This is a genomic window from Curtobacterium sp. MCLR17_039, assembly GCF_003234745.1.
GTDB lineage: Bacteria > Actinomycetota > Actinomycetes > Actinomycetales > Microbacteriaceae > Curtobacterium > Curtobacterium flaccumfaciens.
On the sequence record NZ_QKTF01000005.1, the window covers coordinates 281,500 to 294,128 of the forward strand.

At 72.5% G+C, this 12,629-nt stretch carries 12 protein-coding genes; 10 read left to right on the plus strand and 2 right to left on the minus strand.

What is annotated here, in order from left to right; genetic code table 11:
• The first annotated feature begins 274 nt into the window (after positions 1-274).
• From DEJ00_RS08660 to DEJ00_RS08695, 8 genes are all read left to right on the plus strand, one after another.
• Positions 275-1,429: an extracellular solute-binding protein gene (locus tag DEJ00_RS08660; RefSeq protein ID WP_111057044.1), complete on the plus strand. Its 1,155-nt coding sequence runs from the start codon at positions 275-277 to the stop codon at positions 1,427-1,429.
• Positions 1,426-2,460, plus strand: coding sequence for an ABC transporter permease (locus DEJ00_RS08665; protein WP_111057045.1), 1,035 nt, complete (start codon positions 1,426-1,428; stop codon positions 2,458-2,460). Before DEJ00_RS08660 ends, DEJ00_RS08665 begins: the two co-directional genes overlap by 4 nt.
• Positions 2,457-3,269, plus strand: coding sequence for an ABC transporter permease (locus DEJ00_RS08670; RefSeq protein WP_017886992.1), 813 nt, complete (start codon positions 2,457-2,459; stop codon positions 3,267-3,269). Before DEJ00_RS08665 ends, DEJ00_RS08670 begins: the two co-directional genes overlap by 4 nt.
• Positions 3,266-4,372 carry an ABC transporter ATP-binding protein gene (locus DEJ00_RS08675; protein ID WP_027464618.1) on the plus strand — a complete coding sequence of 369 codons (1,107 nt, stop codon included), beginning with the start codon at positions 3,266-3,268 and terminating at the stop codon, positions 4,370-4,372. Before DEJ00_RS08670 ends, DEJ00_RS08675 begins: the two co-directional genes overlap by 4 nt.
• A gap of 107 nt (positions 4,373-4,479) precedes the next feature.
• Positions 4,480-6,000 (plus strand): inositol monophosphatase family protein, encoded by a 1,521-nt coding sequence (locus DEJ00_RS08680; RefSeq protein WP_181440128.1) that lies wholly within the window; start codon positions 4,480-4,482, stop codon positions 5,998-6,000.
• Positions 6,001-6,161: 161 nt separating this feature from the next.
• Positions 6,162-6,953 carry a hypothetical protein gene (locus DEJ00_RS08685; protein WP_071246581.1) on the plus strand — a complete coding sequence of 264 codons (792 nt, stop codon included), beginning with the start codon at positions 6,162-6,164 and terminating at the stop codon, positions 6,951-6,953.
• A gap of 59 nt (positions 6,954-7,012) precedes the next feature.
• Positions 7,013-8,014 (plus strand): ATP-binding cassette domain-containing protein, encoded by a 1,002-nt coding sequence (locus tag DEJ00_RS08690; RefSeq protein ID WP_111057047.1) that lies wholly within the window; start codon positions 7,013-7,015, stop codon positions 8,012-8,014.
• Positions 8,011-8,859, plus strand: coding sequence for an ABC transporter permease (locus DEJ00_RS08695; protein ID WP_051596514.1), 849 nt, complete (start codon positions 8,011-8,013; stop codon positions 8,857-8,859). Before DEJ00_RS08690 ends, DEJ00_RS08695 begins: the two co-directional genes overlap by 4 nt.
• Before the next feature lie 24 nt (positions 8,860-8,883).
• Here the strand turns inward: DEJ00_RS08695 and DEJ00_RS08700 are convergent, their stop codons facing one another.
• Together DEJ00_RS08700 and DEJ00_RS08705 are read right to left on the minus strand one after the other, a co-directional pair.
• Positions 8,884-9,546, minus strand: a complete 663-nt coding sequence (locus tag DEJ00_RS08700; RefSeq protein WP_111057048.1) for a response regulator transcription factor — start codon at positions 9,544-9,546, stop codon at positions 8,884-8,886.
• Positions 9,543-10,778 (minus strand): ATP-binding protein, encoded by a 1,236-nt coding sequence (locus tag DEJ00_RS08705; RefSeq protein ID WP_111057049.1) that lies wholly within the window; start codon positions 10,776-10,778, stop codon positions 9,543-9,545. Before DEJ00_RS08705 ends, DEJ00_RS08700 begins: the two co-directional genes overlap by 4 nt.
• Before the next feature lie 114 nt (positions 10,779-10,892).
• Between DEJ00_RS08705 and DEJ00_RS08710 the strand changes: the two genes are divergently transcribed.
• Together DEJ00_RS08710 and DEJ00_RS08715 are read left to right on the plus strand one after the other, a co-directional pair.
• A complete protein-coding gene (locus DEJ00_RS08710; RefSeq protein ID WP_181440129.1) occupies positions 10,893-12,287 on the plus strand; it encodes a PspC domain-containing protein in 1,395 nt (464 codons plus the stop codon).
• Positions 12,288-12,298: 11 nt separating this feature from the next.
• Positions 12,299-12,622 carry a hypothetical protein gene (locus DEJ00_RS08715; protein WP_111057051.1) on the plus strand — a complete coding sequence of 108 codons (324 nt, stop codon included), beginning with the start codon at positions 12,299-12,301 and terminating at the stop codon, positions 12,620-12,622.
• Positions 12,623-12,629: the final 7 nt, after the last annotated feature.

Here is a 12,629-nt window from a genome sequence, read left to right on the forward strand (position 1 = left end):
CGGGGGCGAGCAGCCCGCTCGGTGCAGGGTTGTAGCCGGGCACGAAGCCGTCAACCTCGCACGGGTCGGCGGAACTCGCACCGTGCGCCGTCACCGCATCCGACGCGCAGCACCGCGCCCGCGCCCGCCGCCCGCGCCCCGCACGCCCGCACCCGGAGTTCACCCGGCGGCGACGCCGGAGGCACCCGGAGTTCACCCGGCAGCGCCACACTCGACCCCGGCGCGGGAACGTTCCCACACGACCCCACCGCACCACGGAACAGGGAGAACCCACGTGAAGACCCGAGTCCTCGCCGGCCTCGCCATCGCGGCAGCCGCGACCGTCGCACTCTCCGGCTGCGTCCAGAGCGCCAACGCCTCGAACGCCTCCGACACCGACGGCACCACCGACCTCACCGTGTTCATCAGCGGCGACACCAACGTCCAGGACCTCTGGGACAAGTCGCTCATCCCCGCCTTCGAGAAGGCGAACCCCAAGATCCACGTCAGCACGAGCATCGACCTGCATGGCGAGCACGACGCCCAGACCCAGGCGAACCTCGCCACCGCGGTCAAGGCCGGCAAGTCCGTCGCGTACGACCTCGTCGACGCCGGCTTCGTCACCACCGCCGGCAAGGCCGGGCTGATGGCGAAGGTCGGCGACAGCACGATCCCGAACCTGAAGGACGTCCCGGACGCCACGAAGCAGCAGGGCGGCGACAGCGCCATCCCGTACCGCGCTTCGAGCGTGCTGCTGGCGTACGACGCGAAGAAGGTCACGGACCCGCCGAAGACCCTCGACGACCTGCTCGCCTGGATCAAGGCCAACCCGGGCCAGTTCGCCTACAACTCCCCGTCGTCCGGCGGTTCGGGTGGCTCGTTCGTGGCCACGGTGCTCGCGAAGTACCTGACGCCCGCCGAGCAGGAGACGATGCAGACGAAGTACGACAAGTCGCTCGAGTCGAAGTGGGACAAGGGCTTCGCGGCCCTCAAGGACCTCGGCCCGTCGACGTACCAGAAGGGCGTCTACCCGAACGGCAACGACCAGGTCGTGCAGCTGCTCGGCAGTGGCCAGATCGCGATGGCCCCGGTCTGGAGCGACCAGTTCATCACCTCGCAGAAGACCGGCATCATCCCGAAGACCGTCAAGGCCGTGCAGATCGACGACCCGTCGTTCACCGGCAGCGCGAGCTTCCTCGGCATCCCCAAGACCGAGCCGAAGGCCAAGAAGGCGGCAGCCGAGAAGCTCGCCGACTTCGTGCTCAGCGCGAAGGGGCAGCAGCTCGTCGCGAGCGCCGTCTCCGGCTACCCGGTGATCCCGCTCGACAGCCTGCCGGCGTCGGTCGCCGAGCAGTTCGCCGACGCGAACCCCTCGCAGCTCCGCCTCGGGTTCCAGAGCGACTTCGCCGCGGACATGAACGCGGCGTGGGACGCCAAGGTCCCGCAGTGACCCAGACCGTCCAGGACGGCCCGGCAACCGGCCGGGAGGCCCGTGGTGACTCCGCCACGGGCCTCCCGCCCGTCCCGCCCCACGCGCAGGGCCCGGCGCACCCCGCCAGCGGGCGCACGGCGCAGGAGCGGCTGGCCCGCCGCCGGCGGTGGCAGGGCCTCGCCCTCGTCGCCGCCCCGGTGCTGGTCGTCGTCCTGTTCGTCGGCGTCCCGGTGGTGAACGCCGCCCTGTTCAGCCTCGGGTTCACCGGTGGCCTGAACCAGGCGCTCGCCGACATCGGCGGCGACACCGTGCGCGGTTTCTCGTTCGCGGTCTACGCCACCCTGCTCGGCAACGCCACGTTCCTGCGTGACCTGGTCGCGACGCTCGGCGTCACCGCACTGTCGACCGGCCTGACCGTGGCGCTCGCCGTCGTCGTCGCGGTGATCCTGCGACTCCGCGGAGGCTTCCTTGGCAAGACCCTCAGTGTCCTGGCCGTGGTACCGATCTTCGTGCCGGTGGTCATCGCCAGCTGGTCCATCCTGACGTTCACCGACGCGCAGGGGTTCCTCCGGAGCCTCGGTGCCCAGTTCGGCCTCGACGTCCCGGTGTGGGGCTACACCCTCGTCGCCGTGGTGTTCGGCAGCGTCTGGACCAGCCTGCCGTTCGCGGTGCTCATGATCGCCGGGGCGCTGCAGGGCACACCGGACGCCCTGGTCGAGGCCGCGAAGGACGCCGGGGCGAGCACCTGGCGCGTCGTCTGGCAGGTGCTCCTGCCGATGGCCGCGACCCCGCTCGTCATCGCGACGACGTTCACCGTGATCGGGGTCCTCGGTTCGTTCACCGTGCCGTACTTCACCGGTCCGAACGCCCCGACGATGCTCGGCGTCGACATCTCGAAGTACTTCCAGGCCTACAACCGCCCGCAGCAGTCGACGGCGATGGCGTTCATCGTGTTCGCGTTCGCCGCGGCCGCGAGCATCTTCTACCTCCGCTCGACGGTCCGCTCGAACGCGGGCGAGCTCGACAAGAAGCAGCAGGAGCAGCAGTGATCAAGCGTCTGACCGGCAACGCCCTCGTCTGGGCGACCGCGATCGTGCTGGCCGTGTTCATCCTCGGGCCGCTCGTCTGGCTGGCCGCCCGTGCCTTCGCCACGACGTGGACCTACCCGAACCTGCTGCCCGACGGCTGGACCCTGCAGTGGTGGGGCACCGTGTTCGAGGACCGCAGCCTGGCCGTCGCGGTGCAGAACTCGCTCGTCCTCGCCCCGCTCACGGTCCTCATCGCCGCGGTGGTCTGCCTGCCCGCCGCGTGGGCGATCAGCCGCATCGAGTTCCCGGGGCGGCGGCTCGTGCTCGTCGGACTGTTCGCCACGAACGCGTTCCCGAAGATGGGCCTCTTCGTCACGATGTCGGCGATGTTCACCGCGCTGAACCTCATGAACACGGTCACCGGCATCCTGATCGTCCACGTCCTGGGCTGCGTCGTGTTCATGACGTGGTTGCCCGCCGCAGCCTTCTCGGCCGTGCCGCGGTCCCTCGAGGAAGCCGCCCGCGACGCCGGGGCGAGCCGCTGGCGCACCTTCTGGAAGGTGACGTTCCCGATCGCCTGGCCCGGGATCCTCGTCGCGATGGTGATGTCGTTCCTGGCGTCCTTCGACGAGGCGCAGGGCACGTACCTGGTCGGCGCCCCGACGTACATGACGATGCCGACGGCGATGTACTCGCTCGTCCTGAACTCCCCACGCCAGGTCTCGGCGGTGTTCGCGATCGCGCTGAGCATCCCGTCCGTGGTCCTGCTGCTGCTCGCCCGGAAGCACATCATGGGCGGCCGCCTGGCGGACGGCTTCCAGATCCGATGACCCACACCAGTACGAAAGGCGACCAGATGACGGACAAGGCGCTCGTCGCGGAACGCGCACCGGGCCTCCAGGCCGACGGCAGCACGGCGGACCGGACCCGCTCCGGCGGACTCACCATCCGCGGACTGCGCAAGACGCTCGGTGGGCGCGACGTCGTCGCCGGCATCGACCTCGACGTCGCGAAGGGCGAGCTCGTCTCGCTCCTCGGCCCGTCCGGCTGCGGCAAGACCACGACGCTCCGCATGGTGGCGGGGTTCCTGCCCGCCGACGGCGGCGTCGTGACCATGGGGGACCGCGACGTCACGTCGCTCGGCCCGGAGCGCCGGCCGAGCGCGATGGTGTTCCAGAACTACGCGCTCTGGCCGCACATGACGGTGACGCAGAACGTCGCGTTCCCGCTGCGGACCCGACGGGTGCCGAAGCAGCGGGTCGCCGAGCGGGTGCGCGACGCGCTCGAGCTCGTCGGCCTGAGCCACCACGCCGGCTCGAAGCCGACCGCGATCTCGGGCGGTGAGCAGCAGCGCGTCGCCCTGGCCCGCGCCATCGTGCAGGAGCCGGACGTCCTGCTCCTCGACGAGCCGCTGTCGAACCTCGACGCGAAGCTCCGCGTGAGCGTCCGCGACGAGATCCGCCGCATCCAGCAGCGACTCGGCATCACGACCGTGATCGTCACGCACGACCAGGACGAAGCGCTCAGCATCTCCGACCGGATCGCCGTCATGCACGACGGCCGCATCGAGCAGATCGCGACACCGACCGAGCTCTACGCCCGCCCCGCCACGAGCTTCGTCGCGTCGTTCATCGGGTCGACGAGCGTCGTCACCGGCCGGTTCCTCGCCGGCACCTCGGTCAGCCCGACGGCGGCCGACACGGTGCTGGTCCGCCCCGAGCAGGTCGTGCTCACCGATGACTCGCCGATCCGTGCGACGGTCGCGCGGGTGCTCATGCGCGGGCACTTCGCCGAGGTCGTGCTCAGCACCGACGGCGCGGAGCTCCGCGCCTACGTCACCGGGCCGCCGCCGGCGGTCGGCACCGAGACCGGGGTGCGCCTGGGCGAGGTGCTCGTCCACCGCGACGGCGTGCTGCTCGAGGTCGCCCGATGAGCGCGGGGGCTTCGACGTCCACGGCTTCGGCTTCGGCTTCGGCTGCGCCTGCGCCTGCGCCTGCGGTCGACCCTGTGGTCTCGACCAGCGCGGACGCCAGGCCCGGCGTGCGTCCGCCACGCCTCGTCGCCCACCGCGGTGCGCCGCGCGTCCGGCGCGAGAACACGCTGCCCGCCATCGCGGTCGCCGAGGCCCTCGGCGCCGAGGTGATCGAGGTCGACGTCCGTCGCACCGCCGACGGCGTCGCCGTCCTGCTGCACGACGAGACCCTCGGCCGGATGTGGGGCGACGCCCGCCGGGTGTCCGACGTCGACTGGTGCGACGTCGCTCGGCTCGGCAACGGCCTCGACCGGATCCCGCGGCTCGACGGTGCACTCGAACGGCTCGACGGCTGCCGGTCGACCCTGCTCGTCGACCTGACCGACGCCGAGGACGCCCTGGTCGCCGCCCGCACCGTCGCGGGCTTCACCGGCTCCACCGCGGTGGCCTGGTGCGGGGCACCGGCGGCGATGGCGGCCGTCCGCTCCGTGCTGCCCGACGCCGACGTCTGGCTGGCGTGGGAGTCGCTCGATCCGCCCGTCGCCGCCGACCTCGAGGCGCTCGAGCCGTCGACGCTCAACCTCGACGTCGCGTTCCTCACCCCGCGCACCGTCGAGGTCGCGCACGCCCTGGGCCTGCGCGTCGCCGTCTGGACCATCGACGACGTCGAGCCCGCCATCTGGGCAGCCCGGCTCGGTGTCGACTCGATCACCACGAACGACGTCGGGTCCATCGGGGCAGCCCTGTCGGCGGCCGAGCGCGACGGCTGGCCCGAGCGCGACCGCGAGCCCACCGAGACCGAGGTCGCCTCGCGCGCCCAGGCCCTGGCCCACCGCATCGCCCACGAGGTCATCGCCTACACGCGCGAACACCCGGTCAGCGAGGTCCACACCAAGGCGAACCCCGCCGACCTGGTCACCGACGTCGACCGCCTGGTGGAGCAGCACGTCCGCTCCCGCGTGCGGATGGTGTTCCCGACGCACGGGTTCACCGGCGAGGAGTACGGCGAGGCCCCCGGCGACCGGCACCGCTGGTTCCTCGACCCCGTCGACGGCACCACCAACCTGGCGAACGGCGTGCCCTGGACCTCGATGTCGCTCTGCTTGACCCGTGGCGGCCGCCCGCTCGTCGGGGTCGTCGCGGACCCCTGGCGCGGCGAGGTGCTCGAGGCCCGACGTGGCCGAGGCGCCACCCTGCGCGACCGCCAGCTCCGACTCGACGACACACCCCGGCCGCTCGCCGGCGCCGTCGTCGGCACCGAGCTCGACGGACACCGCCCGTGGCCGGGGTTCGGGGCGTTCCTCGACGCCCTGGCCGACCGGTCGTGCACGCTCCGGGTGCAGGGATCGGGCACGTTGACGATCGCCCAGGTCGCGGCGGGGCGCGGGATCGGCGGCTGCGTCTCGGCGTTCAACCCGGTCGACCACGGCGCCGCGGTGCTGCTCGTGCACGAGGCCGGGGGCGTCGTGCTGACGCCGACCGGCCCCGTGGAGGGCTTCCCACCCGTGGGGGAGCCGTTCCTCGTGGCGCACCCGGGGGCCGCGGACGAGCTGCACGCGGTGTGGACGGCGGCGCTCGCCGCGGGGTGAGCTGCGGCGCACGGTGCGGACCGGAGGCACGGTGCCAGGCCGGCACGCGCCTCCCGGCCGACTCTGAGCGGGCGCTCAGTCATCCGACGCCGGGGGTTCGTAGTGTTGCAGTCCACGACGGGTCCGACCGGACCCACCGTGCACCCGAAGGAGCATCGACCATGGGATTCCTCGACCGCCTGCTCGGACGTCCGGAGCGTGACCGATCCGCTGACGCACAGCAGAACCAGTGGGGGCAGCCGCCGCAGCAGCAGGGCTACCGGTACGGCCAACAGTCCTACCAGCAGCCGGCACCGTCCGCGCCGCAGGGCGGCCAGTACGGCGTCCCGCAGTGGGGCGGTGCACCGACGCAGCAGCAGGGCGCGACGACCGACGACGAACGTGCGGTCGAGCGTTACCGCTACCTGCTCCGCACGGCCCCGCCGGAGCGCATCGAGGAGGTCCACGCCGAGGCCTTCGCCAAGCTGACCGACGAGCAGCGCCGCATGGTCTACGACGAGTTCACCCGGACCGCGCCTCCCGGTGAGGCGCCCCGTGGCGACGACCCGCGCTCGCTCGCCCAGTCGGCGACCCGCTCCGAGATCCGCCAGCCGGGCTTCATGGAGCGCTCGCTCGGCGGCGTCGGCGGTGGCGGCGGACGCTTCGGCGGCCAGCGCGGGGGCCCGTCGTTCGGCAGCATGATCGGCGCCTCGATCCTCGGGACGGTGGCCGGCTACGTCATCGGTTCGGCGATCATGAGCGCGTTCCTGCCCGACCCCGGTTCGTTCGATGGCGGTACCGACGCTGCGGGTGACGGTGGTTCGGAGGACACTGGTGCTGAATCCGGCGATGCCGGGGCGTCCGACGGCGGCGCATCCGACGGCGGCGGCTTCGACAATGCGGGCTGGGGCGACAGCGGATCCGACTTCGGCGGTGGCTTCAGCGACTTCGGTGGTGGTGACTTCGACGTCTGAGTGACGTCCGTCGCTCCACCGGACCCTCGGGTACCCACCGTGTCCGACGAAGGAGCGACATGGCCATCATCGAAGCCTCCGGGCTGACCAAGACCTACAGGTCGAAGTCCGGGCCGGTGCACGCGCTGGCCGGACTCGACCTGTCGGTGCCGCAGGGCACCGTGAAGGCACTGCTCGGGCCGAACGGCGCGGGCAAGACCACGGTGGTGAAGGTGCTCACCACCCTCATCACGCCCGACTCGGGGACCGCGACGATCGACGGCATCGACGTGATCGCCGACCCGCAGGCCACCCGGCGGTCCATCGGGGTGTCCGGGCAGTACGCGGCGGTCGACGAGAACCTGACCGGGTTCGAGAACCTCGAGATGATCGGGCGGCTCTACCACCTGGGCCGCAGGACAGCGCGCGATCGTGCCCGGGAGCTCATCGACGTCTTCGACCTCTCCGAGGCGGGCGACCGTCCGGTGAAGGGCTTCTCCGGCGGCATGCGGCGACGCATCGACCTCGCCGGGGCGCTGGTGATGAACCCGCGCGTGCTGTTCCTCGACGAGCCGACGACGGGCCTCGACCCCCGCAGCCGATTGGCGCTCTGGGGCATCATCGAGGGCCTCGTGGCCGAGGGGGCGACGGTGCTCCTCACCACCCAGTACCTGGAGGAAGCCGACCGGCTCGCCGACGACATCGCGGTCATCGACGACGGGGCGGTCATCGCCGAGGGCACCGCGGACCAGCTCAAGGCGCAGGTCGGCGGGCACCGGGTGGTCGTCACCCTGGTCGACGAGGCCGACGGCGACGCGGCGACCACCGTGCTGCGCCGCTACGGGGTCGGCGAGGTCGAGACCTCGGGCGACGGCCGCACCCGTGCCATCGCGGTGGAGGCCGGACCGGCAGCCCTGCAGCGCGTGCTCGCCGACCTGGGCGAGGCCGGCATCGAACTCCACGACGCCGGCATGCGACGCCCGACCCTCGACGACGTCTTCCTCCGCCTGACCGGACACGCCGCGACGGACGACGACGCCGACGAACCCGCGGCCACCAAGCAGAAGGAGACGGCACGATGACCACCACGTCCCTCGCGCCGGGCCGCCAGCTGCCCGTCGTCGTCACCTCGCCGCTCGCCGTCTGGGTCGAGGACGGCTGGACCGTCACCAAGCGGAACCTCATCAAGCTCAAGCGGTCGCCGGACATGCTCGTGTTCGCCGTGCTGCAGCCGATCATGTTCGTGCTGCTCTTCAGCCAGGTGTACGGCGGCGCCATCCAGGTCCAGGGGACCGACTACACGCAGTTCCTGATGGCGGGGATCTTCGCGCAGACCGTGGTGTTCGGTGCGACGTTCTCCGGATCGGCGATGGCGCAGGACCTGAAGGAAGGGCTGATCGACCGGTTCCGGACGCTGCCGATGTCGGCGTCCGCGGTACTGGTCGGGCGCACCAACTCCGACCTTGTCCTCAACTCGATCTCGATGGCGATCATGATGCTCACCGGCCTGGCGGTCGGGTGGCGGGTGAACTCGTCGCCGCTCGAGTTCCTGGCCGGCATCGCCCTGCTGCTGCTGTTCAGCTACGCGTTCAGCTGGGTCATGGCGCTGCTCGGCATGAGCGTCAAGACGCCCGAGGTCATCAACAACGCCTCGTTCATGATCCTGTTCCCGCTGACGTTCATCTCGAACGCGTTCGTGCCGAGCGACACCCTGCCGCTGGTGCTGCGCGTGTTCGCGGAGTGGAACCCGGTGTCGTCGCTCGTGCAGGCCGCGCGGGAGCTGTTCGGCAACGTCGGGTCCGCACCGGTGCCGGACATCTGGACGATGCAGCACCCCGTGCTGACGGTGCTGATCGGCATCGCCGTGATGCTCGTGGTCTTCGTCCCGTGGGCGGTGAACAAGTACACCCGCATCAGCGCGAAGTGAGGCCGGTCCGGCCGGCGTGGACGCTCAGAGCAGCTTGCGCTGCAGCGCCCACGCGGTCAGCTCGTGCCGGTTCGACAGCTGGAGCTTCCGCAGGACCTTCGACACGTGTGTCTCGACGGTCTTCACCGAGATGAACAGCTCCGTCGCGACCTCCTTGTAGGCGTACCCGCGCGCGATGAGCCGCATGACCTCCTGCTCGCGGGCGGACAGGCGGTCCAGCTCGGCGTCGTGCTGCGCCGTCTCGCCGCTGACCGCCCCGAAGGCGTCGAGCACGAAGCCGGCCAGGCGCGGCGAGAAGACCGCGTCACCGTCCGCCACGCGGGCCACGGCCTCGGCGACCTCGGCACTCGACGAGCTCTTCGTGATGTATCCGCGGGCGCCGGCCCGGATGACCCGCACCACGTCGTCGGCGGCGTCCGACACGCTCAGCGCGAGGAACCGGGTGTCCGGGTTCCCCGGTGCGGACCGCGTGATGACCTCGGCACCGCCGCCGCCGGCGCCGCCCGGTAGGTGCACGTCGAGCAGGACGACGCGCGGGCGCGTGGCCGCGACGAGCGTCACGGCTTCGTCGACGGTCGCCGCCTCACCCACGACCTGGAGGCCCGGTGGCAGCCCGGCGCGCACGCCGGCTCGGAAGATGGAGTGGTCGTCGACGATCGCGACCGTCAACGGGGCGGGTCCGGTCATGCGTGCTCCTCGTCGTGGGCCGCGGGTGCGAGCGGCAGGGTCAGCCGGACCTCGGTGCCGGTGCGGCCCGGCCCCGGCGCGATGGTCGCGTGGCCGCCGAGGCGCTGCATCCGGCCGATGATCGACTCGCGGACGCCGTACCGGCCCGCGGGCACGGAGTCGACGTCGAAGCCCGGGCCGCGGTCGCGGATGCTGAGCTCGACCCGGTCGCCGGCGGTCTCGGCGTACACGCTCACGGTCCCGCCGGCGTGCCGGGCGGCGTTGAGCATCGCCTCGCGGGCGGCGGCGACGAGCCCGTCCGGCAGGTCGCTGCGGGCGGGTCCGACCGCGATGACCTCGATGCGGGCGGGGTACTCGGCCTCGATGTCCACGGCAGCGTCCCGCAGCTGCGTGCCGAGGTCGCGCGCCGGTTCCGCCTGCTCGGTGAAGAGCCAGGACCGCAGCTCGCGCTCCTGCGCCCGCGCCAACCGCGCCGCGTCCGAACCCGGCTCGGCCTTCTGCTGGATGAGGGCGAGGGTCTGCAGCACCGAGTCGTGCAGGTGCGCCGCGAACTCGGCCCGCTCGAGGTCGCGGACGCGGGCGGCGCGTTCCTCGGCGAGGTCGCGGACGAGCCGGACCACCCACGGGGCGACCACGACGGCGACCCCGACCAGGACGGCGACCGCGGCGGTGAGGACGGTCCAGACGTTGGGGCGGCTGCTCGTCGTGAAGAACAGCAGGATGCCGAGCACGACGAGCACCAGGGCCCCGAGCGCCCGGACGACCAGGGCGGAGGACCCGGCGGTGCGGACGTTGCGGAGCGCGTCGAACTGCCGCCAGGCGAGTGCGGTGCCGGTGACGACCACGACGCCGGGCACGACGACCTCGAGGGGGACCGCCGCGCCCATCCGCGCTGCGACCACCGCGCCGGCGGCGGCGAGCAGGGCTACGCCGAGCAGGATCTCGACGACCGGGGCATGCCGGGCGGAAGCGGTGGGCTCGTCCTGGTCGACGTCGGTGGCAGGGGTCAGCACGGACTTGAGCGGTGCGCTTCCGGCGGCTGCCCCGGCGGCTGCGCTCGGCACGGTCGCCCAGAGCCAGGCGTAGAGCAGCAGCCCGGCGCCGCCGCAGACCACCAGGACCGCGGTGGCGAGCCGGACGGCCCCGACCGGCAGCCCGGTGTGCACCGCGAACCCGCTGCAGACCCCGCCGACGACCCTGGGGGTCGGGCGCGTCATCGTCGCGGTGGCCATGGGGCAATCCTGGCACCCGGACGGCGGTCCCTGCAGGGTCCGGGGCAGGGATCAGGGACCGGTCAGGGGGAACCCCGATGGTGTCGGCGCAGCACTGCCGGGATGCTGGTGGCCATGACCGATCACCAGCACGACTCCGCTCCCGGCACCGCCGCCGGCAGCGCCGACTCGACGACCCGGTTCTTCGACTGGGTCCGTGGCCTCGGCATCGCGCGCACCGACGACCGTTGGCTCGCCGGCGTGTGCGGTGCCGTCGCCCGCCGCACCGGGCTCGACCCGCTCGTGGTCCGCGGCGTGACGATCGTCGTCGCGCTGCTGGGCGGACCGGTCTTCCTCGCCTACGCCGTCGGTTGGGCGCTGCTGCCCGACACCGCCGGACGCATCCACGTCGAACGGATGATCCGCGGGGTCCTCGACCCGGCGCTCATCGCGATCGGCGCGCTCGTGGCACTGACCTTCGTGCCCGCGGCCCGCGGTCTCTGGTGGCAGGGGGTCCCGGACGCCTGGGGGATGCCCGGCTGGCTCGAGGCGACCCTCGCCACCGCGTGGAGCATCGTGCTCGTCGGCGGGATCGTGTGGCTCATCGTGGTCCTGGCCCGACGCGGGGTGGACGGTGATCGGACAGCGGGCACCGGCACCGGCACCGACCCGGCCGCCGCACCGCGGGGCGACTTCTGGACCAGCCCCGAGGAGCCGCGCCCGGCCCGGAATGCGTGGACCGCGGAGGCGACCGGCGCGCCGGACCCGGGTCGGGCCTCCTGGCAGTGGGGTGCACCGGTGAGCCCCGAGGACCGTCGACGGCAGCACGAGGAGCGGCTGCGCGCCGAACGCGAGCGGACGGCCGAACGGCGGGCGGAGCGGGCCGAGCGACGCCCCGGGGCGGCGTACGTCGCCGTGTCCCTCGGACTCGCACTCGTCGCCGGAGCCGGGGTCGCGTTCTGGGCGCAGCAGGCCGGGTGGTCCGTTCCGGTCCTCGGGATCGCTGCCGCGCTCGCGGTGCTGGCCATCGCCACGATCGTCGCCGGGGTCCGCGGCCGTGACGACGACGTGCTCGGACTGTTCTCGACGGTCGCCGCGGTGGCCCTGGTGGTCACCGGGGTCCTGCCCGCCGGCACCCGGGTCTCGCTGATCGGCGGCACCACGTGGCAGGTCGAACGCGTCGCCTCCGGGACCGAACGGGACTTCGCGATGCTGGCGGGCGGTCCGACGCTGGACCTCCGCGAGCTCGAACCTTCGGCGGTCGGGGGCGACGTGAGCCTCTGGCTGGGCGCTGGCGGAGCCGAGGTGCTGCTGCCGACCGACCTGCCGGTGCGGGTCGAGGTGAGCGGTGTCGGCTACGGGATCGACACCGGCGGGGGCGACGACGACGGCACCGGTGGGGTGCTCCGGACCACCACGCTCGAGAACCGTGCGGCACGCACGGCCGACGCGGACGAGACGACGACGGTGCACCTGTGGATCCTCGGCGGTGGCGTCGAGGTGCCGCGGGCGATCACGGTCGGCGAGTGAGGAACGGGACGATGACGACAGACAGCACGACCAACGACAACACGACGAACGACGGCGCGACGAACGACGGCGCGACGAACGACGCGGCGACTGCACCGGTGGCCTCCCCGGTGGCTCCGGACGGGCCCGCCTGCCGGCCCCGACGCGGTGGTGCGCGCTTCGGCACGATCCTCTGGGGCGTGCTGCTCCTGGTGTTCGCCGGAGCGATGGCCGTGAGTGCGCTGCCGATGTTCTCAGTGGACACCACGACCCTGCTGTTGGCCGCCTGCATCGCCGCCGGTGTGCTGCTGGTCGTGGCGGGGATCGTGGCGGCCCTGTCCCGCACACGGCGCTAGTCGGACC

What these genes read in the sequence shown, in the direction of transcription:
- DEJ00_RS08675 (WP_027464618.1), top strand. Translation starts at nt 3,266, where the DNA reads ATGACCCACACCAGTACGAAAGGCGACCAGATGACGGACAAGGCGCTC.
- DEJ00_RS08685 (WP_071246581.1), top strand. Translation starts at nt 6,162, where the DNA reads ATGGGATTCCTCGACCGCCTGCTCGGACGTCCGGAGCGTGACCGATCC.
- DEJ00_RS08690 (WP_111057047.1), top strand. Translation starts at nt 7,013, where the DNA reads ATGGCCATCATCGAAGCCTCCGGGCTGACCAAGACCTACAGGTCGAAG.
- DEJ00_RS08695 (WP_051596514.1), top strand. Translation starts at nt 8,011, where the DNA reads ATGACCACCACGTCCCTCGCGCCGGGCCGCCAGCTGCCCGTCGTCGTC.
- DEJ00_RS08700 (WP_111057048.1), bottom strand. Translation starts at nt 9,546, where the DNA reads ATGACCGGACCCGCCCCGTTGACGGTCGCGATCGTCGACGACCACTCC.
- DEJ00_RS08705 (WP_111057049.1), bottom strand. Translation starts at nt 10,778, where the DNA reads ATGGCCACCGCGACGATGACGCGCCCGACCCCCAGGGTCGTCGGCGGG.
- DEJ00_RS08710 (WP_181440129.1), top strand. Translation starts at nt 10,893, where the DNA reads ATGACCGATCACCAGCACGACTCCGCTCCCGGCACCGCCGCCGGCAGC.
- DEJ00_RS08715 (WP_111057051.1), top strand. Translation starts at nt 12,299, where the DNA reads ATGACGACAGACAGCACGACCAACGACAACACGACGAACGACGGCGCG.